This is a genomic window from Acidilobus saccharovorans 345-15, from assembly GCF_000144915.1.
Classification (GTDB): Archaea; Thermoproteota; Thermoprotei_A; order Sulfolobales; family Acidilobaceae; genus Acidilobus; species Acidilobus saccharovorans.
The window spans coordinates 1,114,720-1,134,989 of sequence record NC_014374.1 but is presented as its reverse complement, the minus strand read 5'-3'; the positions used below and the strand labels follow the sequence as shown (position 1 = coordinate 1,134,989).

The window sequence follows — 20,270 nt, the reverse complement described above, 5'->3', positions numbered from 1 at the left end:
AGAGTAGAACCCGGACAGCGGAGGGCGCCCCCAATGATGAATCCTAGTCCATCGGACCTCTGGCAGTTCCTCCCTTAGGTTACACCTAAAGCGGCGTTAGTCTCTCAACGTTTTTGATAATTGATCATATATTTATCAAAATAAATAACATTATATACGTTATAACGTACTAGGTGAAACATTTTTATAAAGGACGCATATACTTAGAATTTAAAACTGGCGGTGCGAGGTGTCCGGCATCAACGTATGGCAACAGCTCGTGGACTACGGCTCGTGGAGCACCAGGGGCATGTCGATCGTCGGCATAGGTATACACTGGGGAATCCTCCAGTATGTCCTAGGTCTCCCGTTCATGGCCTTCATAGCGGAGCTCATATACTTTAAGACAAAGGACCCTGACTGGATGAGGATAGCTAAGGTCCTCGTTAAGGGCACAGCGCTAGTCTTCGCCGTAGGGGCTGCCACGGGCACCCTGGTGGAGTTCGGCCTCATAACCGTGTGGCCCAGGGTCCTCACAGCCGTTGGAAAGTGGCTCTACTTCCCGATGTACGCCGAGGTCTTCGCGTTTATCATGGAGGTCCTGGTCATTTACATGCTGTGGTATGGCTGGGACAAGCTGTCGCCTAAGGCCAGGCTAGTCCTAACCTTCTTCGCGTTTGTGGGTCCATGGTACTCAGGCGCCATGATAGTCGCTGCAAACGCCTACATGCAGATACCCACTGGCTTAATACCTGACTATAATGCAACTACCGGCCAGTGGCTTTACGCCGAGGGCTATCCAAAGCTGACCCTTGTGATACCTAACAGCATAGCGTCGCTGCTGAACGTAACGACTCTCCAGTCACTTCACGTCCAGATAATGGGCACCACCAGCGATGGCGTTATAGCTGCCGTGCCGGTTACTATAGTAGACAGGCTCGTCTACGAGTCGTTTGCGGGCTACACATTAAACCAGAGCATACTAAAGCTTGTGCTGAAGCCGAGCGCCTTAAATGACCCAGGGCTGGCTGCTGTACCGGTGCTCAACGTAGTCAACTCAATAATGGACTCCACTGTAAGGTACTACAACATATACCTGTACCTGTTTGAGAGCCCCGACTTTGCCCCTTCAGTGATGCACTCCATAGGTGCCGGCCTAACGGTATCAGGCTTCACTGCAATGGCCGGCTTCGGGACCAGGCTGCTGAGCGTCAAGGATAAGAGGTATAAGGAGTACCTGCTCAAGGCGTTCAAGTTCTCAGTGGTCTTCTCACTCATAGTGATCATATACCAGGGCCTCATAGCTGGTCACGAGATGGGCGTAGCTGTGGCACATTACCAGCCTGAGAAGTTCGCCGCCTTTGAAGGTCTAGGCGTCCCAGGCTTCACCTCTATAGCTGAGCTGCTCCACACGGGACCCATAGAGAAGCTCCTGGCCTATGGCACCTTAAGCGCGCACCTGCCAAACTATGGCTACCTTATGACGCACTACAGCGGCTGGGGCAACCTCTCGCCAACATTAGGAGTGCCCGGCACTTCGACTTACCTGCCGCCGCTAATAGTAGACTACGCATACTACGCCATGGTAGTTTTTGGCATAGCATTAGGCGTCTACGCTCTGATACTAACTGGTTACATAGCATTCCACAGGGCTGACAGGATACCCAGGTTCTGGCTCTACCTCCTTGTTCCAGCTGCCGTGCTAGCACAGCTCTCAAGCTACATGGGCTGGGCCGCCAGGGAGATGGGAAGACTGCCATGGGTGGTCTACGGCATGATGACGCTGAGCGACACGATTACGGTTAACGTCCCACCGGCCTGGGGCGAGGCCCTCTTCAGCGTATTCTACATAGTTATAGGCGCCGCGCTGGTCTACGCTGTTTACAGGTTCCTCTGGGTGCCCTCCAAGAGGGAGGTCCTTGATGAGGTGACGTATTAAGGGGTGAGATGATGTTCTACAGCTCCATATTCTGGCTGGCCTTCAACTTCGGCATACATATAGTTATGGTAAACCTGGTCATAGGCCTTGCTGTCCTGATACCGCTCCTTAATTACCTTGGCATGAAACATGGCGACCAGCTCACGGTAAGCATGGCAAGAAGGCTCATGAAGTACTATGCGGCAACGTACGGCATAGCCGGCGTCTTCGGGACAGCATTTACCGTGTTCCTCTTCTCCTATTACCCGTTCGCCACCTTAGTAATAGGAACCGTGGCCATAGTTCCGTTTGCAATAGCCATAGCTATGGTAGCGCTGAACTTCTTCTCACTCATAACGTACTGGTACGGCTGGGACAGGTGGTCGCCAAGGACTCACAACTTCATAGGCTTCCTAATGGCCGCGTCCGCACTCCTCATACCGTTCGGCTTCAGGGGGGTATTTGCGTTCCTTAACAAGCCGGTGGGCCTTTACTTCACTCAGTCGGGGCCCTCGCTCAACGTCGCTGAGGCCTACTCCAACCCGACGTTCTGGCCGCTTTACCTCTCAAGCATAGTGGGCGCACTGACGGCGACGATGATAGCAATAATGGCTGGCTTTGCTATAGCTTATTTGAAGCACCCGGACAACGAGAAAGCCTATTTTGAGGCCGCGCTGAGAAAGTTCTTCATACCATCGTTGGTAGGCCTCCTGCTTATGGTTCCGCTCATGTTCGCCTACCTTATGTCGCTCACGGGCGTTCCCTACAAGTTCAACAACATAATGGTAGGATTTGGAGTTACTATCGGAGGCGACGCCGCTTATAACTTCACTTGGATATTTGTTTTGCACCTAGCCCTGGTTGCCCTGCAGTTCATAGCTCTCGTATACATAGCTTATGCCGCGTTTAGAGGCAACCTGCTCTCCAGGCATGTGGCCTTCTGGTCCGTCATTGGAGGGGCCGCAGCCCTAGGAACTATAGAGGCCGGCGAGATGCTCAACGCGTTCTCTCAGTTCCCAAGATTTATAGCGTCGCTTAACGCTACACAGGCCGCGTCCCTCCCGAAGCCGTGGGGCACGTTTATAGCGGCTTACAATAACCTTACTAATTATAACACTCTGGCCGCAGCGTCGTTTGGCCAGTTCTTCACAAGCTTTATGATGGCCATAATGATAGTGGTCATAATAGTGTTCATTTATGTAGTCTTCTTTAAGGGTTCTTCTAAATAACCTTAATCAATTAGCTGCGACTAAAAACAACTCGGCTTTTTTCCGCTGGCTGTTTTATGGCAGTGAACGAAGGCAGGCTTAAAACTGCCTCTCGAATATCCGATACAAGGAGCTGGTGAGCGTGATGGACGAGGCCAAGAGAATATTGATGATATCTATAACAGCTGCCGCTTTAGCTTCCGTGCTTAACACAGTAGGAGGAGTGGCCTTTCACAGCCGGCTGCTTGTTATCAACGGTCTCACCTGCATAGCCAATCTAGTGGTAATCATATCTAATGCCTACTTTTACAGGAAAGAGCTCGAGCCCGAGGACTTAGATCACCCGTTTGGCCACGCTGGTTACTCGCTGAGCGCCTCAGTGCTGACGCTTCTCGTGTACGCCTTCATACTTGGGCTTGGAGTTGACGAGGTGCTTAACCCCTCCCGTTACTCAGTGGCTGGCATGGCCTGGCTGGTGCCGCTAATAGTGGCCGGGCTCTACACGGTCAGCGTTATAACAGTAAGAAGGCTTGGCGAGCAGTTCGTAACATACTCTAATGTGACTACCAGTGAGATAGCTGAGAGCCTTGTGGCTCTGGCTGTCCTGCCGCTGGCCCATTATGTGTCATTTGAAATAGACAGGCTCGGGGCTGCGGCTATGCTAATTTACCTGGCCTACCAGGTAATAACTAACTCAAAAGCCATACTTTACAAGGTTACCGGGCCAGCTCCTCCCAGGAGCGTATCTGAAGGACTTACCAAGGATATAAGCTCCATGGGAGTTAAGGTCAAGGATCTTAAGCTCAGGAGCGTCGGGGACAACTACGTAGCTGGCTATGTGATAATAGAGGCCCCTCCCACGGAAAGCGTGGAAGCAGCACATGAGCTTGCTGATAAGATAGAGATTATGGCCCTGGAAAAATATAACGTCAAACTGGTGGTCCACATTGAGCCTGAGCGGGCCTAAACTTTTAAAGGGACCTTTCCTCAGTCAGTGCGGGTGCGGCTATGCCTAAGGAAATGACTTGCGCATTCTGCGGTAGGCCCATAGAGCCAGGCACAGGTAAAATGTATGTCAGTGAAAGAGGGGAAATACTCTGGTATTGCAGCAGTAAGTGCTTTAAGAGCGCCATTAAACTAAAGCGTAACCCGAGAAAGCTCAAGTGGGCCAGGCCCTGGGTTCTTAAGTCATTAGCCTAAGATCCCCATTAATGAAGCTATCGCGACTCCCTTGCTTATGAACTTAAAACGCGGACAACCAGGGTTATTGCTTAAATGATGTAACCTATTATGCCATAGTGATGCCGCACCGCTAAATAATAGCCAAGGAGCCTTTAACTGAAGCGATATCTAGAGGAAGTTACCAATAGATACTTAAAAATGCGTGCCTACCGGACTGCTGGGGTATAGAGAATGGCTATGGCCGCGCCTCCGTCTGCCTACGATCGTGCAATCACCATATTTTCTCCCGACGGGGAGCTCTATCAGGTAAGATATGCCTTTGAGGCTGTTAGGAAAGGCTGGACAAGCCTAGGCGTGCTAACAGACAGCGGTGTAATTTTAGCTGCTGAGAAGAGAAAGATAACGCCGCTCCTGGACCTTAATGGTATAGAGAAGATCTATAAGGTCGACGACCACATAGGCGTAACCTTCGCTGGCATGGGCAGTGATGGAAGGGTCCTGATAGACTATGCCAGGCTCGTAGCAGTCAGGCACAGGTTGACGTATGGAGAAGCGCCGAGCACCGAGTACGTAGTTAAGTCCGTGGCCGACCTAAAGCAGCTTTACACACAACATGGCGGCGTTAGGCCCTTCGGCGTTGCGCTAGTATTTGGCGGCGTGGACTCCGACGGAACTCCGAGGCTTTTTAGGACGGAACCGGGAGGTCAGTACTTCAGTTACTACGCTATAGCTATAGGCCTTGGAGGTGACGCCGCCAACAGCTACCTGGAGAAGAACTACAAGAAGGATCTCAGCCTTGACGATGCCATAAAACTGGCTATCATAGCGCTGTTCAAGGGAAGGGTCGCCTCCTCCGACGAGAAGAAGGAGGACTTGGCGAACGCCTTTGATGAATATGTAGAGGTAGCTTATATTGATACTAAGGAAAGGACTTTTAACAAGGTAGGTCGCGACGTTATCAAGGAGATAGTGAAGTCCAGCAGGGGCGAGATGTTATCCTCATAAGCATAATATGGATGCCCGTTGCCATTAGGTTCTTGCTTAAGCCTTTTATAGCTATTAAAGCTTCTTGCACTTATGGATCGAAAGCTGCTGGGGCGAGATTTTGCCTAAAAAGCAGGACTACGTAATTGCCTGGATTGATATAAAGGGGCAGCACTTTGAGATCCTGGTGAAGCCCGACGAGGCCTTTAAGTTCAAGGAAGGAGAAAAGGTATCTATATCAGATGTGCTCTGGTCCGACACTGTCTACAAGGATGTTAGAAAGGGGTTGAAGGCCAGCCCAGAGGCCATCAAGAAGGCCTTCGGTACGGATGATATTAACTCCATTGCTGAGCGCATACTCAAGGAAGGGCAAATTCAAATAACTGAGGAGGAGAGGAGGAAGATCATTGAGATGAAGAGGAGGCAGATAATAACATATATCGCCAGGAACGCCGTTGACCCTAAGAGCGGCTCTCCAATACCTGAGCAGAGGATAGAGAACCTCTTCGAGGAGTTAAGGATAGGGGTAGACCCCTTCAGGCCTGTGGAGCAGCAGGCGCTGGAAGCCATTAAGAAAATGGCCACGGTTATTCCCATAAAGATTGCAAGGGCCTTAGTTGAGGTTACTATACCCCCTGAGTTTGCCGGGAGAGCTATAGGTGAGGTTAAGAGGCTAGGTGACGTGAAGAAAACCACGTGGCTTGATGACGGCAGCCTCAAGGTGGAGCTCGAGATACCAGCGGGCATGCAGCTTGAAGTTATAGATAAGATCCAGGGCCTCACGAGAGGACAGGCGCAGATTAACGTGAAGGTGAGCTCGCAGTGAGCCAAGAGGAGAAGGTTAAAAAGGTGTTAGTGCTGCCGGGGGATAAGGTAGAGGGAATCAAGCAGGCCCAGAACATTTACCTCTTTGATTATAACGGAGAGAAGAGAGCTGCAGTCGCCGGACTATTAGATATAAAGGATGAGGGCGCTTCCTTCGTGCCGCTGAAGGGCTTTTACTTCCCCAATGAGGGCGATATAGTAATTGGCCTAGTGACTTCTCACGCTGCCGCCAACTGGTTCCTCGACATAAACTCGCCTTACCAGGCCACGCTCAGCATCCAGGACTTCTTCGGGGTCAAGCAGGGAGGCCAAGTTCCCGACGATCCGTTTACATACCTAAAAATAGGTGACTACGTTAAGGCAAGAATCGTTGCCTTTGATAGAGTGAGGAGCCCTGCCCTTACGGTTCAGGACAAGGGCTTGGGGAGGATTACAGAGGGCACTGTGGTTACCGTGAGGCCAGTTAAGGTGCCAAGGATAATAGGCAAAAAGGGCTCAATGATAGAGACTATAAAGAGCGCCAGCGGCTGCGATGTCTTTGTCGCGGTAAACGGAAGAGTGCATATAACTTGCCAGAACGAGATCCTTCAGGAAATAGTGGCCGAGGCCATAAAGATGATTGAGACTCAGTCCCACACGACAGGTCTCACGGCCAGGGTGAAGCAGTTTATAGAGGAGGAGAGAAGGGTTAGGGGGGTCTGAGAGGATGCACGTAAGGCCAGCTAAGTTCTTCGACGAAAACGGCAGAAGGCTTGACGGAAGGTTACCTGACGAGATGAGGCCCGTAGATATGAAAGTTGGCGTCTTAAGCAACGCCGACGGATCGGCCATAGTTTCCTATGGTAAAACTAAAGTCTTAGCAGCTGTTTATGGACCCAGGGAGCCTTTACAAAAATACACTGTATTGCCTGACAGGGCGTCATTGTTCGTCAGATATCACATGGCTCCCTTCTCTACGGAGGAGCGCAAGAGCCCTGTACCGACCAGAAGAGAAGTGGAGATCTCTAAGGTTCTAAGGGAGGCCTTAGAGCCCGTCGTAATAACGGAACTCTTCCCACGCACTGTAATAGAGGTCTATGTAGAAGTGCTCCAATCCGACGGAGGCACCAGGACGGCCAGCGCGACCGCAGCCTCGTTAGCCCTCGCTGACGCCGGCATACCTATGAGGGCCTTGGTAGCCGGAGTTGCCATCGGCAAGGTAGACAACGTTGTAGTGCTAGATCTTAACGAGCCTGAGGATAACTTTGGTGAGGCCGATATGCCTGTAGTGGCTGCGCCTGACCTGGGTCTGATAACGCTGTTCCAGCTCAACGGCGTTATGACTGTGGAGGAGACACAAAAGGGCCTTGATATGGCACTTAAAGCTATAAGCGAGCTAGTTGAAAAGGAAAAGCAGACCCTAAGGAGCTCCATAGAGGAGGTCGATGTGGAGTGAGCTACACGCCATACAGGGTACCTATAGTGTCAAAGATCAGGAGTAAGAGCCTAATTAGCCTTTACAAGAAGGGCGTGAGGAGCGACCAGCGTGATTTCGCTACGCCTAGGAACCTCTCAATACAGGTAGGCGTAATAGATAAGGCTGACGGATCGGCGTGGGTCAAACTTGGCAACACGCAGGTGCTTGTCGGTGTCAAATTAGAGGTAGGAATCCCGTATAGGGATACGCCAAATGAGGGGGTCCTTCAGGTTAACTCTGAGCTGACCCCAGTGGCTTCGCCTACGTTTGAGCCAGGACCTCCTGATGAAAACGCTGTCGAGCTGTCGAGGGTTATAGATAGAAGCTTAAGAGATCCCAAGGCGATAGACCTGAGCTCCCTTGTGATAAGGCCTGGTGAGAAGGCCTGGGTCCTTTGGATAGACATCTACGTGCTCGACTATGATGGCAACTACTTCGACGCTAGCATGTTGGGAGTTATGGCTGCGCTAATGAACACTAAGGTCCCTGAGTACGAGGAAACGGAATCAGGGGAAATAATAATAAACAGGGAGAAGGGGACCCCGCTTAAGCTAAATAGGCGCGTCGCGCTAGTCACGAGCGTGAAGGTGGGCGACTACATACTAATAGACCCCAACATAGATGAAGAGTTGCTAGCAGACAGCAGAATGGTTATAGCATTTGACGAGCAGGGGACTATAGTAGGCATGCAGAAGAGCGGCATGGGGGGTTACACCAGGGACGAGCTGCTCAAGGTCATCGATATTTCAAGAAATGCCTCACAAGTTTACTTTAAATTGCTAGACCAGGCGCTTCAGAGCGGCGGCAGCCAAGGGTGAGGCCCTGTGGTCTATAGCCACACCAAGTCAGTGGGGATAACGGGAAGATATGGTGCTAGGTATGGCTCTACGCTGAGGAAGAGGGTCAAAGCGGTTCTCGAGAAGAGGTACGCGGACCACACGTGCCCATTCTGTGGAAGTGTAGGCACCCTCAAGAGGATTTCGACAGGGGTATGGAAGTGCGCCAAGTGTGGCAGGGTGTGGGCAGGAGGGGCTTATGTGCCGCGCACTGAGGTAGCCACCTACCTGCCTCCATACTACTCAACGTCAGGGATGTGAGGGGTTTTTGAGCGAGAGGCCCCTAAGGCTCGTAAGGAGACTGTCGGGGAGGGCCTCTGAATTTACAACACTGCTCACCAGCAGCAGAAGGCCCAGCAGGAGGACTCGCGCCCTCATAAAGGATCTGGAGTCCGCCATATATGGAGTTGTTAGGTTTACAAGGGGCCATGAGTCATTAAGAGACCTCAACAGCATAGCCGTCGCCAATGGATTTAAACGCGTTGTTATAATAAATGAGTGGAGGGGTAACCCGGGCCTGATAGTGGTATATTCTCCCTCTGAGGAGAACCTTGTTGAGATTGGAAGACTAAAGATAGCTGGGGTTAAGCTGAGGAGGGAGCTGGGCCGGAGGGACGCTGGGCAGTGCAGAGAGGTGGTAAGTTCCAGTAAAGATGAGACCACGATTTACATAACAAAGCTGCTGGCCGACGCCTTTCAGCTCAGAGCTACTGAAAGGCCTGACACAGACTACCTCGAAGTTTCCTTAGATGGGGATCAAGTAACCATAGCGCCACGGAAGCTTAAAACTAACGCCATCTTTGGGCCCCTGTTAAGGGTGGTGGTTCCAGACGGGTCTCGCAAAGGCCAAGCTTGAGCTCTGCGGGGAACTTAATGGCATAACTGCAATATATAGGGCCTTAATTGCAGAGGCCTCTCAGCCGGGCACTCCAAGAAAGGGCAGCATTAATGTAGAAGTTAAGGATAACTGCCTTAAAATATCTGTGACTTCTGATGATTTGGGTGACTTGAGGGCTATTGTGAACTCATACCTTTATTTAGTCCATGCCTCCTACTCCGTTGTAAGAAGCTTATCGCCAGGCGGGCATGAGAGACCTTGGACATCCAGGGCTTCGACCCCTCATCAGAAAGATATTAAAGGCCATATAAAGTGATTAGCCTGTCAAGGCTTCTAAAACTTCGAGCCACCACTTTACTTCGTCAATTGAGAGGGGCCTTCTCCTATCGCCCTCCTCGACATAAGCTTCTATTGGTATCACTTCGTTATCCTGGTTCACTTTAAACATTATGATCATGCGTCGAGACTCCGCGGGCTGCGACTCAGTATCGGAGGCTGCCTCACCAATACTCGGGGTGGTTGCTATAAGCTCTACGGCGCCCTCCATTAAGTTAACCTTATACATAGGATTTCCTGAAACAAACTGCAAAAGCTTATCTAGCTTCATCTCTCAGGCCGCCTTTCTATGTAGAAAAGCTAAGACTAAAATCTCCATATATAAGACTCCTGGGAAGATGTTAACTGGACTAACCTTAGCAAACGGTTATCCTGAGTTTCATGATTTCCCTCATGTCAAAGCGTGTTGCCGGGGATGCTGTCAGCTTAAAAACCCAAGCCTGCAGCAAGTGAGTAGGAGGCTGCAGGCTGTGGCCTATGGACTATACCACTACATAGCTGAAGCGTGGAAGAGACCCTATGACGGCGATCACGGCAAACTGATGAGGGAGAGGCTAATAGAGTGGAGGGATGAGCCTACAATAGTCCGCGTTGATAAACCCCTGAGGCTCGACAGGGCCCGTGCCATAGGATATAAGGCAAAGCAGGGCTTTGTAGTAGTCAGGGTAAGGGTCAGAAAGGGAGGGCAGAGGAAGGTAAGGCCTGACTCTGGCAGAAGGCCGAAGAGAATGGGCGTAGAGGGCTATACCTTAGCTAAGAGCCTACAGCAAGTCGCGGAGGAGAAGGCGCAGAGAGCTTACCCCAACCTAGTGGTCCTTGGAAGCTACTACCTGGCCGAGGACGGCCAACATAAGTGGTTTGAGGTAATAATGGTAGACCCCAATGCGCCTACCATAAAGTCTGACCCCCAGCTTAAGTGGGTTGCTATCAGTGCCAGCGCTAGGGGAAGGCCCTTCAGAGGACTTACAGCGGCTGGGAAGAAGGCCAGGGGCCTGCTGAGCAGCAGAGGGCTTGGAGGAACCCATATACAGAAGTGGAAGAAGAAAGCTAGGGAGAGGGCCAGAAAGGCTAAGCATGAGGCTAGCAGGGGGGCAAGGCTAATAGTGCCCCACACTAAGAGTGATAACAAATAAGCCAAAGAATTATTAAACTCCCGAACTAAGCCCTGTCATAATTTAACCTTAGAGCGCGGTGAAGTTAATTGCGCGTCAGATCGTTAGAAGCCAGAGTTTATGTCCATGCCACTGAGAATGAAGAAAAGGTTATTCGTGCACTGCACAACTTGATAGGCTCCTCTAACATAGTTGTAGAGGAGCTCAGAGGATACTTTGGCAATCCTATAACGGTAGTCTCGACCTCGAAGGAAAAGGAGGAAGCTGAAGAGGCTTTTAACAGGATGATCTCGATGCTGACGGAGCCCGACAGAAGGTTCCTGTTATCATCATTGGAGGAGAGAGTGGACAAGGAGGGCTCACTGCACCTGAGATTTGATAAGCAGAAGGCCTACCTAGGCAAGGTTGTGCTCTCCGACTCCGATGATGTAATAAAGGTTAGAGTTAGATTTTTCAGAGAATCAAGAGAGCAGCTGATTGAGGAGCTCAGGAGTGAAATAGAGGGCCTAAAGAAGTGACGCACAGCATATTTGCGGATCTTTCCATTAAGTTAGCTAAGGAGCCGGAGGAGCTTGTAGAGAGAGCCTCTAACCTTGGCTTTAAGGTTATTGGAGTCGAAGAGCGCGCAGAATATAGTCATGGCAGTTTAGAGGGCCTCTCTAAGGTAACAATGGTGAGGAGGGTGACCTTCGAGGTTGATAGCAACACCGACCTTGACAGCCTGCTGAGAAAAGTTGATAGTAAAACCCTAGTGTCGGTAGTTCCGCTAGACTTTCGCAAATATAGGGAGGCAGCTAAGAACGAGAGAGTCGACATGATAAGATTTGCGCCAGGGACTCCAGTTCGCCCTGATAAAGAAACGCTTAACTTACTGCTTCAGAGGGGCGGCGGCGCCGTTGAGATACCGCTCAGACCGCTAATTAGCGATGAAAGATGGCTGAGCTTCCTCTACGAAGTACTGATAAGATGCTATAGGGTTGGGCTAAGGTCTGTAGTAGTCAGCGACGCCGAAAGCCCTTATGAGCTCTGGCACCCCCTTGAGATCATTGGCCTGCTCTCAAGCCTTGGAATTCCTAGGGAGTATGCATTTTCTTCACTCACTAGCTCCCCCGGTTTCGTCCTCTCCCGCAGAGGACTCAGGCTCGAGGGGGTTCCCGCTCAGGGAACGGGAGGCAAACAGTAAGCAGCTTGGTATGTTCTTGTTCGGCACAAGCTCAGGGCATTTAGCTATGACGAACCTTGTCTTACCTGATAGGTAGTCCTCAAGGCCTGCTGGATCCTCCAGTTGGCCATTGTTAAGCAGCACGCAGCTAGGCCCAGCGTACTTGAAGAGCTGAGGGTGAACCTTCATGAGCTCGGACCAAGTCAGCCAGGCCACATGCCTTATCTCCCACTGGGCATGGGTGCACATCCTGAGGGGCAGGAATGAGGCCACGAGCTCCCTCCCATTCATTGTGAACGTCAGCTTAGTCCTCACAGCCATGGGTATGATAAACCTTGAGTCCTCCTTCGGGGCGCCTGTTGAAAGCAGCCTATAGTAGGTGGAGGTCGCCAGCAGCAGGCCTCTCGCGTAAGCCTCAAGCCTCTTCTCATCGCTTAGCGAGGGAGGTATGACGTAGGCTGTTGAGGCCAGCCTTACCATCTCCTCCAGAGACAGTCCCTCCGCCGCCCGCCTGAGGGACTCTGAGTAGCAGGCGTAGACTTCCCTTGCCCTCTCGCCCTTGGGCCTCTGGGGACATTCGAGACCAAGCTTTGAGGCTGCCGTCAGGGCCATCTCCCTTAGTGAGGCCTCGGTGTACCTCATGCTCTGCTGCGTAAAGCTTGCTATCCTGTGCCTCACAAGCTGATGAGAGCAGACCCTGGAGCAGCCCTCAACTATGAACGTGTAGCTTGAGTGCTCCCAGGGGCTCAGGTGGCCCCTCTTTAGAGTCTCCCTTATCCATGTCTCGACCTCGCTCTCGTCTATCTTCAGGAGTTCAGGGGAACCCTTCCTTGACGTGCTCATCTTTGAGGCCGCGGCAACTATCCTAGGCGCGTCAGGGGTGTACTGAACCAGTCTCACTGTTATGCCAAGGCTTATTTGTAGGGCCTCCAAAGCGCCCCAAATAACTCGTTGAGTGGCTACAGTTTTAAACCAACAGGCCTCTTGACATGTCTGCTCCTGAAGTTGTTTTAAAAGGCCTTAAAGGCGCCTTTTACATAGGCTTAGCCTATAGCGTATTTACGTAACTGCCCGTTATTTTAACTACCTCTAATCCCCTTAATGCAATCAAGTAGGCCGGTGCCGTGTGCCGTCGTCAGCGGCTTCTGATAAACCGTGAATTTTACGTGCTCTGCTGTTGCCTCTAATGATGTAGAAGGGGGCGCCGCCGTGAAGTCTACGAGCAGTCGCGAGATGGAGGAAGGCGCCCAGTGAAACTCCTCGCCTCGTGGCTGAGAGGCAGGCTCCTAACCTAGGCGCGGGGAGGGAAGAGGGATGATGAGGCCGAGCGACTAACAGTCATTAAAGGTGACCGTTAGTCACGATGAAGGTCGAACCCTGACGCTAGGGTCTACACTACTTAAGGCGGGACTCTTCATAGATTCGACGGTGAAAGGGCCATCTCTGTGTTTGCCGAAGCCGCTCAGAGGTGCGAAGAGTCGCCGGCGGAATGCCCTCAAATAGCTGAGAGCATTCTCAGGACCATGTGCCCAAATGTAAACATGTGCAGCGTCACCGCTGTTAAGAGCAGGGGCGACTTTTCATGGATAGAAAGCGTGCTGAGCACAGGAGTTCCAGATGGGAGACATAGGCTCATACTTTACGTTCTTTCAAGATATTTAGCCAATGTAAAAGGCCTAAACGAGGCAGATGCTGTAAACGAGATAAGAGGTTTCCTTGAGAGAAGCTGCAAAAATTTTGGCAACTGCAGCAAGGTATACGATTCCTGGATTAGGAATGTTGTAAGTAAAGTTAAGTCCGGAGGCTGGAAACCGTGGAGCCTCGAAAAGCTAAAGGAAAAGGACCCAGATCTCTATAATACAGTGCTTAAACTGATCAGCGAGAGCGGCAAAGGGCAAGTTGACACCCTAAGTGCTACTAGGTCGTAGACTTTGCGCTATCAAATGAAGGGGCTACACTGTCGTAGGTTGCTTTAGCCTTACTGGTATCATGGCTCTACAGTCACAATTATATCAAGGGCCATCCTTACAACCCTAGGCCTACAATCCTTTTAAACCCAAAACGAAGGATCTCTGTATGGGTAGCCGGGTCGTCTAGCGGCCAAGGATGCGGGGCTCTGGACGCGCTGGCCGCTAGATTGCGGAGGCCGGGAGAGCCCCCGTGACCGGGGTTCGAATCCCCGCCCGGCTACCACATAGTTGCTCATATGACGCTTTGATTAACCTTTTAACCATGAAACCTTCTGTTAGAAAAATGAAGAGGGAGAGCTTTGACTTTCAATGTAGCCAAGATGCAGGTGTTTGGTAACAGTAACGTAGGAGTATACATATTCGCCAATGACAAGATAGCCCTCGTACCCCCAGACATGGAACAGAAGGATAAACAGCTAATAGAGGATGTACTTGGCGTCGACGTTTATGAAGTGACAATTATGGGAACCAGGCTAATAGGAGTTCTTGTGGCTGGCAATAACAACGGTCTCCTGGTGCCGAGCACTATAACTGAAGGAGAGCTCCAAACGCTCAAGGAAGCTTTAGGGAACTCCATGAACATAGGTGTCGTTCCTTCGTCTAACAACGCAATAGGTAACTTAGTGGCAGCCAACAGCCATGGAGCGCTAGTGTACCCTGGCCTTGATAACAGTACGACTAAGCTTATCTCGGATGTACTTGGCGTGGAAGTGGCAAAGAGAGCTATATCAGGCATAAGCACAGTTGGCGCAGTCATAGCGGTGACTGACATAGGAGGGCTCTCCCACCCTGACACCGGCGATGACGAGCTTGAGTTCCTGAAGGATTTATTTAAGGTGCCATTCAAGACAGGCACTATAAACTTTGGGGTGTCTTTTATTAAGACAGGCCTAGTTGTTAACAACAGAGGGGCAATAGTAGGTGCCAACACCAGCGGCCCTGAGATAGCGAGGATACAGATGGTCTTTTCAGGGCTTTAACCAAAATCCTGTATATCCAAGATTATTTAGCCCCAGTTTAGAAAAGGTTTATCTAGGTCTTACTGGCTCTTCTCCTTGAGTTCGATCTTGCCCGGCCTTAGCTTCTTATTGGCAATCTCAACTAGGGCCTTCACGTTCCCTTCCTCGTCTTTGATAACCCTTACTAATACCTTGACTCTTCTTGGTGGCCTTTGTATGCCCCGGCTCCAAATGTAATTATTAACATCATCAAGTATCTTTACTGACTCCGGTGAGACCTTGGCATGTCTGGCCACCAGAGACCTCAACAGGTCCACTGCTCTCTTGGCCCTGTTTGATCTGCGACCATAGTAGACTCTGCTTAGATTGAAACTGTATACGAAGGCCTCTCCAGGCTCCATGACCACTCACCTCACACCTTCAGCTTTGATACCCTCCAGTGTCTTCTTCTAGGATTTAATGTAAACTTCCTTAAAGTTTTTACTATTACCCACGCAGGCACTGGCTGGTTGCTCTTGAACGCCTTGGCCAAGCGCAACTTCCTGGCGAGAGGCTTATGCCTTGACATGGAACCTCCCTCACTTCCACTTGAACTTTATCTCGTATTCCCTACGAGACCTGCTATCTAGCTGTATTAAAATGTTTTTCACGGTATCATCGTTTACCGGAGGTACGAGCCTTCCTGCCTGCACTAGTGATATTATAGTCTGAACGGCGGCATCTGCGAGCTCGGGCTTCACGAGCTTGAGGTTGTTTATCCTATTTAAAGCTTCGGGATCAAGTATAGCTCTTAAGATCGCCATTAGCTCTGCCTCGCGTTTAGCTGCCTCCTCCTGCTGCCTCCTCTGGGCCTCCGCCTGCCTCCTTAGCTCCTCGAGCTTCCTCCTCTTGATCTCCTCAAGCTCCTCATCATCATACTCGTCTGAGTCGTCGTAGTCTCCGTACCCGCTCACTGCCGATCCCAAAAAACTTTGGCCCAGAGACCTAATAAAACATCTTAAGGGGGCAAGTGCCACAGCCCAAGGGAGCGGCGTTGAGGGCCTTCATAGCAGTTGACATAGATAGGCCAGAGCTAGTCAGCAAGCTTAAGGAGCTGGAGCAGGAGCTGGAGTCAACGAGGGTCAGGATGAAGCTCGTGGAGCCAGAGAACTTTCACATAACTCTTAGGTTCCTCGGGGAAATACCGGACTCTGCGGTCAGCGACATAAGGTCTGGCGTGCTGCCTAAGCTGAGGTTTAAGCCTTTTACTTTGAAGCTCTCCGGAGTAGGCGCCTTCCCCTCGCCAAACTTAGCGAGGGTGATCTGGGTCGGCATAGTCCAGGGCTTCGATGAGCTTAAGTCAATAAGGGATCAGCTGGATAAACTACTTAAGGATACTGGCATTAAATACGAGAGTGGCGAGGAGTTTACACCGCATATAACTATAGCAAGACTCAAGGAGCGCTCGAACCCAGAAGTCGCTAAGTTCGTACTAGAACACTCCTCATACGAGGTTGGCGAGATGGTGGTTAACGCCGTTAGACTTAAGAAGAGCATTTTGACGCCAAGAGGCCCCATCTATGAGACCATAGCGGAGGCCCACGTTGAATGAGCCCTAATGCTCATCGGCAGCTTGAAGAGGAGGTCCTGGAGAGGCTAAGGCCCACGCCACTTCAGTTAAGGACCCTCTCTAGTTTCTATGAAGTGATTAGGTCACACTTACAGGCCAAGCTTAGTGAGAGAGGCCTTGACTTTATTATAGAGCCAGAGGGCAGTTTCGCAAAGGGTACGCTGCTTGCAGACCACTGGGAGCTGGATATTTTTGTCCTACTTAAGGGTGCCAGCGACGAGTGGATAAAGAGCAAAGGAAGAGAGCTGCTCGAGGACTCCCTGAAGGGCCTTCCAACCATAGTAAAGTATAGCGAGCACCCCTACGTTACCGTATCCTTAATGGGAATTGAGGCAGACGTCGTGCCAGCGGTTTACAGGGAGAAGCCTACGGGAAACCTGATGGGGGTCAGCAGAACCCCATTTCATACTCGGTATGTGATATCTAGACTTGACAAGGGCGGCGCCGATGAAGTGAGGCTGCTCAAGTCCTTCTTTAAGGGCGTGGGGGTCTACGGAGCTGAGGCGCACATAGGTGGCTTCTCAGGCTACCTCACGGAGCTTCTGATAATAACCTATGGCAGCTTTGAGGGAGCCCTTCAGGCCATCTCTAGCTGGAAACCTCCTGTCTATGTGGACCCTGAGAATGTTGGCAATAAGAACCTGCTTTCTAGGCGCTACCCTGACTCGCCATTAATAGTCGTAGACCCTGTTGACCCCGCAAGGAATGCCGCCGCCGCAGTAACCCTGGAGAAGCTCTCAACTGCGGTGGTCGCAGCCAAGCTTTACCTTAAGAGGCCCCGGAAGGAGTTCTTCCACATTTTCACCAAATATGCTAGCATAAAGTATGGTATTCCAGTGGCAATGGTGATCTGCGAGGGCGACTATGCAAACTACCCCCCAGGCGATGTGTGGGGAAGGCTTGCAAGAGCGTCAAGGTCCATAGCTACTTTGCTGACCAAGTATGGGTTTAAGTTAATTAAACACTCGTTTTTCACCGACGAGCAGTCTAAAGCTGCAGTAGGTTTCCTAGTTAACACGCTACGGCTAAACAGTTTAGATGTTATAGAAGGCCCTAAGCCGTTCATTAACGTAGACTATATAGAGGACTTCATAGCTAACAGAATTAATGATGGCATCTGGATAGGCGAGGGGGAGTTAATGAGCGTAAAAAGGCTTAACCGCCCAGACATAGAGTTTTTCCTAGATCTCGCTATCAAGCAGGCGCCCCTTCCCGAGGGCACCAGGGACTGTAAAGTTATGGTATCTGATGATGTAAGGGACGTCAGGCTGACTGACTGGGGGCTTAAGGAATGGATTCGCAAGGAACTGGCATCGATGCCTGCATGGTTAGTGTCCCCCTCTGCTCCTTAGCAGCAAGACTCCTGTTTTGCTATCCTAATGCAACTGCGGACTGTGAGGTGAACAGGCTCATATCTGAGGCTTCCTCGCTGGGAGTTGACAGGATATGCCTAGAGGGCCCCACAAGGCTTGACTTTATCTTAAAGGGACTTAGGGTATTAGGTAAAGGTCATGCCGGGATAGTGGTGAAAGTTTTAGCGGATGGCGCTCCAAGAGCGCTTAAGATCAAAAGGACTGACAGCAAGAGGACAAGTTTGTCTGATGAGGCCAGAAAGCTTATTCTGAGCTCCCGCTATGGAGCGACTCCCATGGTTTATGGGTACACCGACAACATGATACTAATGGATTACGTAGGTTCAACTACATTAAAGCAGGTGATAAACCTATACTTTGCACACATATACAACATAGATAACTTAGCTGCCGCTGTCAGGGGGGCCCTAAGGGCTGCGAGAGCGCTAGATTTGGCCGGCCTACTTCATGCAGAGCTAAACAGGCCCTTGAGTAACGTAATGTACCCTGATCCGTTGAATCTAAACAATGCCTTAATAGTGGATCTTGAATCCACCTCCCATGGCTGTGGTAACGTAAACAAGGTAGCAAGTTTCTTTCTCATAAGGTTCCACGGCAGCGTTTCTAAACATATACGTGAACTGCTCAGAGCATATGAGGCTGATTGTAGCTTTCGGGAGTATACCGAGGTAGAAGACTTCATCATAAATTCAGTGAAAAATAACATAAAAAATAGTAAGAGTTTACAATAAACCCTTTCAAAACTCACTCATCCTCTATATCAACAGTGCTGCCTGCAGGGTGCTGTGCGGGAAGCAGGCCGCCGGGCAAGGAGCTTCTCAGCAGAAGCTTATATTCATCCTCTATATATAGATTTCCAAATTCTTCCATTGAATGAAACCTGATGCTTACAGGCTTTGGCGATAGCCTAGCCCCGCATACGGGGCACGTCATGCCATCGAAGCCGCTAAGGGCCTTCTTAGGAAGTGGCGGTCCATTAAATTTGTTTCTATCGCTCTTATCTCCTATAGCGTACCTGTAAAGGATGGTGCCGCAATTATGACATCTTATAATTATTCTACCAACCCCTCCTCTGAGGCTCTCCATAAGTCCCCACCGGGCTTCCTAAGTAATACCTGCCCTGAAGTTACATTAATAGAAATCGAGGTCTCTCAGCGTCGGCTTTTTCCAAAGGATCGTGATAGAGCATGCGACTAGTAAGTTGAAAGCCATTAAATGCTATTACATAAAACACCTCTGAAATAATATTATGACAAGGTATACTTTTACACAGCTTTTATGAAATCTTAAGAAGTTGAAATCCTATGTTATTGATATAGCTATGTCTATTCCAATTTCAGTAAATATTTTAAAGGTAATGCGCTATCATACTCATAAGTCCTGTTATCTACCAAGAGCTTGCACTTCAGGCAAAGACCTGGTTAACAGTTTTAAACCCATAGAGCTTCAGTGTGAGGTATGGTGGGGCCGTCGTCTAGCCTGGTAGGATGCCAGCCTGGGGAGCGGACCCCCATGCCAGGCCGCCTAGATCGCTGGTGGTCCGGGGTTCAAATCCCCGCGGCCCCACCACTCTCTTCAAAGACTCTATAAGCGCTCTTATTGAATTGGCATGAAAGTTGTCTTATAATTAATAATTGAGCTATGAGGTTAAATGAAGCCGTCCGGTAATATCTGTACCTCAACATTAAGCCTCAATAAGAGGTATATCACTGCAAAACCTTTGCCGGCTCAGCCTGAAGCGCTCAATACTTTTAAACCTAACAACCTGAAGGATGCTGGGAGGCTATATGGAGAGGCCCAAAGTTAAGATTGATGATAAGGAGATAGAGCTTACTGACGAAGTGATAAAGCTGCTTAGAAAATACGTCAAGACTAATATGACGCTAGAGCAGCTGGCCAGCGAGCTGTCACTAAACGGTTGGGAAGAGGCCTATGAGCTCGTTAAAAACGTCCCTTCGTGGCTTCTGAGAAACTACACCGGCTAGCCGATGGTTTTAGTGCAGACCCCACGAGCTTCAACTAAAGGTTATCGTCTAGCCTAAGCTTGGACCATAATGCTTGAGGGGACGAGTCTAAGCAATCTGGTCTGCACCTCATGCGATATTATGGTATTTGTCACTACAACTGCGGCACCTCTATTTGGTATCCCATAAATTATAAGACTGTTGGCAGGCGCGCAGGAAAGCGCTGCGAGAGTGAGCATGTCCTCCTCACCGTTTACTTTAATGGCGATTCTGCCGTTGTAACTGTTTATGGCGTCGCATAAGGTCTCCATAGCTTCAACGCTGAGGCCGCCTGGGGGATTGCTTACTTCAACTAAGCCGAAGCCCATGCCCCTGAGCAGGTCTTCCTTGACAAATTTACTCTCAGCGCGCTGGGTCTTGCCATCAAAGACTATCACGTCGGGAAGCCTGGCGCTTTCCATGCAGTAGGCCGACACCACGTCACCAAGGCATATTACTTTAACCCAGTCTTGCATCTCTACAATACGCCTAAGCTGCCCGCTCACGAGAACCCCTCTTG

The 20,270-nt window shown here is 50.3% G+C and carries 28 protein-coding genes and 2 tRNA genes; 23 read left to right on the top strand and 7 right to left on the bottom strand.

What is annotated here, in order from left to right; translation table 11 throughout:
• Positions 1–229 precede the first annotated feature (229 nt).
• The 12 genes from ASAC_RS05800 to ASAC_RS08000 all read left to right on the top strand — a co-directional run bounded on the left by ASAC_RS05800 (position 230) and on the right by ASAC_RS08000 (position 9,542).
• A complete protein-coding gene (locus ASAC_RS05800) occupies positions 230–1,918 on the top strand; it encodes a cytochrome ubiquinol oxidase subunit I (protein ID WP_238523597.1) in 1,689 nt (562 codons plus the stop codon).
• Positions 1,919–1,926: 8 nt separating this feature from the next.
• The gene (locus ASAC_RS05795; protein ID WP_013267061.1) at positions 1,927–3,126 is read left to right on the top strand and encodes a cytochrome ubiquinol oxidase subunit I; all 1,200 of its coding nucleotides are present in this window, start codon (positions 1,927–1,929) and stop codon (positions 3,124–3,126) included.
• Positions 3,127–3,250: 124 nt separating this feature from the next.
• Complete coding sequence (locus ASAC_RS05790) at positions 3,251–4,072, top strand: cation diffusion facilitator family transporter (RefSeq protein ID WP_013267060.1); 822 nt, start codon at positions 3,251–3,253, stop codon at positions 4,070–4,072.
• 41 nt (positions 4,073–4,113) lie between these two features.
• Positions 4,114–4,305, top strand: coding sequence for a 50S ribosomal protein L24e (locus tag ASAC_RS07735; protein ID WP_013267059.1), 192 nt, complete (start codon positions 4,114–4,116; stop codon positions 4,303–4,305).
• Between the two features lie 213 nt (positions 4,306–4,518).
• Complete coding sequence (gene psmA, locus ASAC_RS05785) at positions 4,519–5,292, top strand: archaeal proteasome endopeptidase complex subunit alpha (protein ID WP_013267058.1); 774 nt, start codon at positions 4,519–4,521, stop codon at positions 5,290–5,292.
• 100 nt (positions 5,293–5,392) lie between these two features.
• Positions 5,393–6,097, top strand: coding sequence for a ribosome assembly factor SBDS (locus ASAC_RS05780; protein ID WP_013267057.1), 705 nt, complete (start codon positions 5,393–5,395; stop codon positions 6,095–6,097).
• Positions 6,094–6,798 carry an exosome complex RNA-binding protein Rrp4 gene (gene rrp4, locus ASAC_RS05775; protein WP_013267056.1) on the top strand — a complete coding sequence of 235 codons (705 nt, stop codon included), beginning with the start codon at positions 6,094–6,096 and terminating at the stop codon, positions 6,796–6,798. The genes ASAC_RS05780 and rrp4 overlap by 4 nt, the downstream gene beginning before the upstream one ends.
• 4 nt (positions 6,799–6,802) lie before the next feature.
• Positions 6,803–7,531, top strand: coding sequence for an exosome complex exonuclease Rrp41 (gene rrp41, locus ASAC_RS05770; RefSeq protein ID WP_013267055.1), 729 nt, complete (start codon positions 6,803–6,805; stop codon positions 7,529–7,531).
• Positions 7,528–8,370, top strand: coding sequence for an exosome complex protein Rrp42 (gene rrp42, locus ASAC_RS05765; RefSeq protein WP_013267054.1), 843 nt, complete (start codon positions 7,528–7,530; stop codon positions 8,368–8,370). The genes rrp41 and rrp42 overlap by 4 nt, the downstream gene beginning before the upstream one ends.
• Before the next feature lie 6 nt (positions 8,371–8,376).
• On the top strand, positions 8,377–8,649 hold the full coding sequence (locus tag ASAC_RS05760; RefSeq protein ID WP_048812851.1) for a 50S ribosomal protein L37ae: 273 nt from the start codon (positions 8,377–8,379) through the stop codon (positions 8,647–8,649).
• 7 nt (positions 8,650–8,656) lie between these two features.
• Positions 8,657–9,244 (top strand): Brix domain-containing protein, encoded by a 588-nt coding sequence (locus tag ASAC_RS05755; RefSeq protein WP_013267052.1) that lies wholly within the window; start codon positions 8,657–8,659, stop codon positions 9,242–9,244.
• Positions 9,245–9,266: 22 nt separating this feature from the next.
• Positions 9,267–9,542 (top strand): KEOPS complex subunit Pcc1, encoded by a 276-nt coding sequence (locus tag ASAC_RS08000; RefSeq protein WP_420805109.1) that lies wholly within the window; start codon positions 9,267–9,269, stop codon positions 9,540–9,542.
• Here the strand turns inward: ASAC_RS08000 and ASAC_RS05750 are convergent, their stop codons facing one another.
• Complete coding sequence (locus tag ASAC_RS05750; RefSeq protein WP_048812850.1) at positions 9,543–9,833, bottom strand: hypothetical protein; 291 nt, start codon at positions 9,831–9,833, stop codon at positions 9,543–9,545. It abuts the gene before it with no gap.
• Positions 9,834–10,032: 199 nt separating this feature from the next.
• Between ASAC_RS05750 and ASAC_RS05745 the strand changes: the two genes are divergently transcribed.
• From ASAC_RS05745 to ASAC_RS05735, 3 genes are all read left to right on the top strand, one after another.
• Positions 10,033–10,695: a 50S ribosomal protein L15e gene (locus tag ASAC_RS05745; protein ID WP_048813019.1), complete on the top strand. Its 663-nt coding sequence runs from the start codon at positions 10,033–10,035 to the stop codon at positions 10,693–10,695.
• Positions 10,696–10,763: 68 nt separating this feature from the next.
• A complete protein-coding gene (locus tag ASAC_RS05740; protein WP_083774077.1) occupies positions 10,764–11,192 on the top strand; it encodes an RNA-binding domain-containing protein in 429 nt (142 codons plus the stop codon).
• Positions 11,189–11,857, top strand: a complete 669-nt coding sequence (locus ASAC_RS05735; protein ID WP_048812849.1) for an RNase P subunit p30 family protein — start codon at positions 11,189–11,191, stop codon at positions 11,855–11,857. The genes ASAC_RS05740 and ASAC_RS05735 overlap by 4 nt, the downstream gene beginning before the upstream one ends.
• On the opposite strand, the gene thyX is transcribed toward ASAC_RS05735, so the two are convergent.
• Positions 11,768–12,769: an FAD-dependent thymidylate synthase gene (gene thyX / locus ASAC_RS05730; protein ID WP_013267048.1), complete on the bottom strand. Its 1,002-nt coding sequence runs from the start codon at positions 12,767–12,769 to the stop codon at positions 11,768–11,770. The genes ASAC_RS05735 and thyX overlap by 90 nt on opposite strands.
• 512 nt (positions 12,770–13,281) lie before the next feature.
• Here thyX and priX point away from each other — a divergent pair.
• The 3 genes from priX to ASAC_RS05715 all read left to right on the top strand — a co-directional run bounded on the left by priX (position 13,282) and on the right by ASAC_RS05715 (position 14,786).
• Complete coding sequence (gene priX, locus ASAC_RS05725) at positions 13,282–13,764, top strand: DNA primase noncatalytic subunit PriX (RefSeq protein WP_013267047.1); 483 nt, start codon at positions 13,282–13,284, stop codon at positions 13,762–13,764.
• Positions 13,765–13,918: 154 nt separating this feature from the next.
• Positions 13,919–14,029: transfer RNA gene (locus ASAC_RS05720), tRNA-Gln, on the top strand.
• Positions 14,030–14,105: 76 nt separating this feature from the next.
• Positions 14,106–14,786: a translation initiation factor IF-6 gene (locus ASAC_RS05715; RefSeq protein WP_013267046.1), complete on the top strand. Its 681-nt coding sequence runs from the start codon at positions 14,106–14,108 to the stop codon at positions 14,784–14,786.
• Between the two features lie 59 nt (positions 14,787–14,845).
• Here ASAC_RS05715 and ASAC_RS05710 read toward each other — a convergent pair whose 3' ends face one another.
• Genes ASAC_RS05710 through ASAC_RS05705 form a run of 3 tightly spaced genes read right to left on the bottom strand, consistent with a single transcriptional unit; the run spans position 14,846 to position 15,718 of the window.
• Positions 14,846–15,166 (bottom strand): 50S ribosomal protein L31e, encoded by a 321-nt coding sequence (locus ASAC_RS05710; protein WP_048813018.1) that lies wholly within the window; start codon positions 15,164–15,166, stop codon positions 14,846–14,848.
• A gap of 11 nt (positions 15,167–15,177) precedes the next feature.
• The gene (locus ASAC_RS07730) at positions 15,178–15,333 is read right to left on the bottom strand and encodes a 50S ribosomal protein L39e (protein WP_013267044.1); all 156 of its coding nucleotides are present in this window, start codon (positions 15,331–15,333) and stop codon (positions 15,178–15,180) included.
• A gap of 10 nt (positions 15,334–15,343) precedes the next feature.
• Positions 15,344–15,718 (bottom strand): DNA-binding protein, encoded by a 375-nt coding sequence (locus ASAC_RS05705; RefSeq protein WP_013267043.1) that lies wholly within the window; start codon positions 15,716–15,718, stop codon positions 15,344–15,346.
• A gap of 56 nt (positions 15,719–15,774) precedes the next feature.
• On the opposite strand from ASAC_RS05705, the gene thpR reads away from it, so the two are divergent.
• Genes thpR through ASAC_RS05690 form a run of 3 tightly spaced genes read left to right on the top strand, consistent with a single transcriptional unit; the run spans position 15,775 to position 18,478 of the window.
• Positions 15,775–16,356, top strand: a complete 582-nt coding sequence (gene thpR, locus ASAC_RS05700) for an RNA 2',3'-cyclic phosphodiesterase (RefSeq protein WP_202965444.1) — start codon at positions 15,775–15,777, stop codon at positions 16,354–16,356.
• Positions 16,353–17,726, top strand: coding sequence for a CCA tRNA nucleotidyltransferase (cca, locus tag ASAC_RS05695; protein ID WP_013267041.1), 1,374 nt, complete (start codon positions 16,353–16,355; stop codon positions 17,724–17,726). The genes thpR and cca overlap by 4 nt, the downstream gene beginning before the upstream one ends.
• A 47-nt stretch (positions 17,727–17,773) precedes the next feature.
• The gene (locus tag ASAC_RS05690; RefSeq protein WP_013267040.1) at positions 17,774–18,478 is read left to right on the top strand and encodes a serine/threonine protein kinase; all 705 of its coding nucleotides are present in this window, start codon (positions 17,774–17,776) and stop codon (positions 18,476–18,478) included.
• A gap of 13 nt (positions 18,479–18,491) precedes the next feature.
• Here the strand turns inward: ASAC_RS05690 and ASAC_RS07810 are convergent, their stop codons facing one another.
• Positions 18,492–18,833 (bottom strand): hypothetical protein, encoded by a 342-nt coding sequence (locus tag ASAC_RS07810; RefSeq protein WP_013267039.1) that lies wholly within the window; start codon positions 18,831–18,833, stop codon positions 18,492–18,494.
• A gap of 377 nt (positions 18,834–19,210) precedes the next feature.
• Here ASAC_RS07810 and ASAC_RS05685 point away from each other — a divergent pair.
• Both ASAC_RS05685 and ASAC_RS05680 read left to right on the top strand, forming a co-directional pair.
• Positions 19,211–19,316, top strand: a tRNA-Pro gene (locus ASAC_RS05685).
• A 218-nt stretch (positions 19,317–19,534) separates the two neighbouring features.
• Positions 19,535–19,732 (top strand): hypothetical protein, encoded by a 198-nt coding sequence (locus ASAC_RS05680; protein WP_048813017.1) that lies wholly within the window; start codon positions 19,535–19,537, stop codon positions 19,730–19,732.
• 53 nt (positions 19,733–19,785) lie between these two features.
• Here ASAC_RS05680 and ASAC_RS05675 read toward each other — a convergent pair whose 3' ends face one another.
• The gene (locus ASAC_RS05675) at positions 19,786–20,256 is read right to left on the bottom strand and encodes a GTP-dependent dephospho-CoA kinase family protein (RefSeq protein WP_013267037.1); all 471 of its coding nucleotides are present in this window, start codon (positions 20,254–20,256) and stop codon (positions 19,786–19,788) included.
• Positions 20,257–20,270: the final 14 nt, after the last annotated feature.

Coding starts and splice junctions, on each gene's coding strand:
- ASAC_RS07810 (WP_013267039.1), bottom strand. CDS start 18,833: ATGGAGAGCCTCAGAGGAGGGGTTGGTAGAATAATTATAAGATGTCAT.
- rrp41 (WP_013267055.1), top strand. CDS start 6,803: ATGCACGTAAGGCCAGCTAAGTTCTTCGACGAAAACGGCAGAAGGCTT.
- ASAC_RS05790 (WP_013267060.1), top strand. CDS start 3,251: ATGGACGAGGCCAAGAGAATATTGATGATATCTATAACAGCTGCCGCT.
- ASAC_RS07730 (WP_013267044.1), bottom strand. CDS start 15,333: ATGTCAAGGCATAAGCCTCTCGCCAGGAAGTTGCGCTTGGCCAAGGCG.
- ASAC_RS07735 (WP_013267059.1), top strand. CDS start 4,114: ATGCCTAAGGAAATGACTTGCGCATTCTGCGGTAGGCCCATAGAGCCA.
- psmA (WP_013267058.1), top strand. CDS start 4,519: ATGGCTATGGCCGCGCCTCCGTCTGCCTACGATCGTGCAATCACCATA.
- ASAC_RS05795 (WP_013267061.1), top strand. CDS start 1,927: ATGATGTTCTACAGCTCCATATTCTGGCTGGCCTTCAACTTCGGCATA.
- cca (WP_013267041.1), top strand. CDS start 16,353: ATGAGCCCTAATGCTCATCGGCAGCTTGAAGAGGAGGTCCTGGAGAGG.
- ASAC_RS05680 (WP_048813017.1), top strand. CDS start 19,535: ATGGAGAGGCCCAAAGTTAAGATTGATGATAAGGAGATAGAGCTTACT.
- ASAC_RS05710 (WP_048813018.1), bottom strand. CDS start 15,166: ATGGAGCCTGGAGAGGCCTTCGTATACAGTTTCAATCTAAGCAGAGTC.
- ASAC_RS05750 (WP_048812850.1), bottom strand. CDS start 9,833: ATGAAGCTAGATAAGCTTTTGCAGTTTGTTTCAGGAAATCCTATGTAT.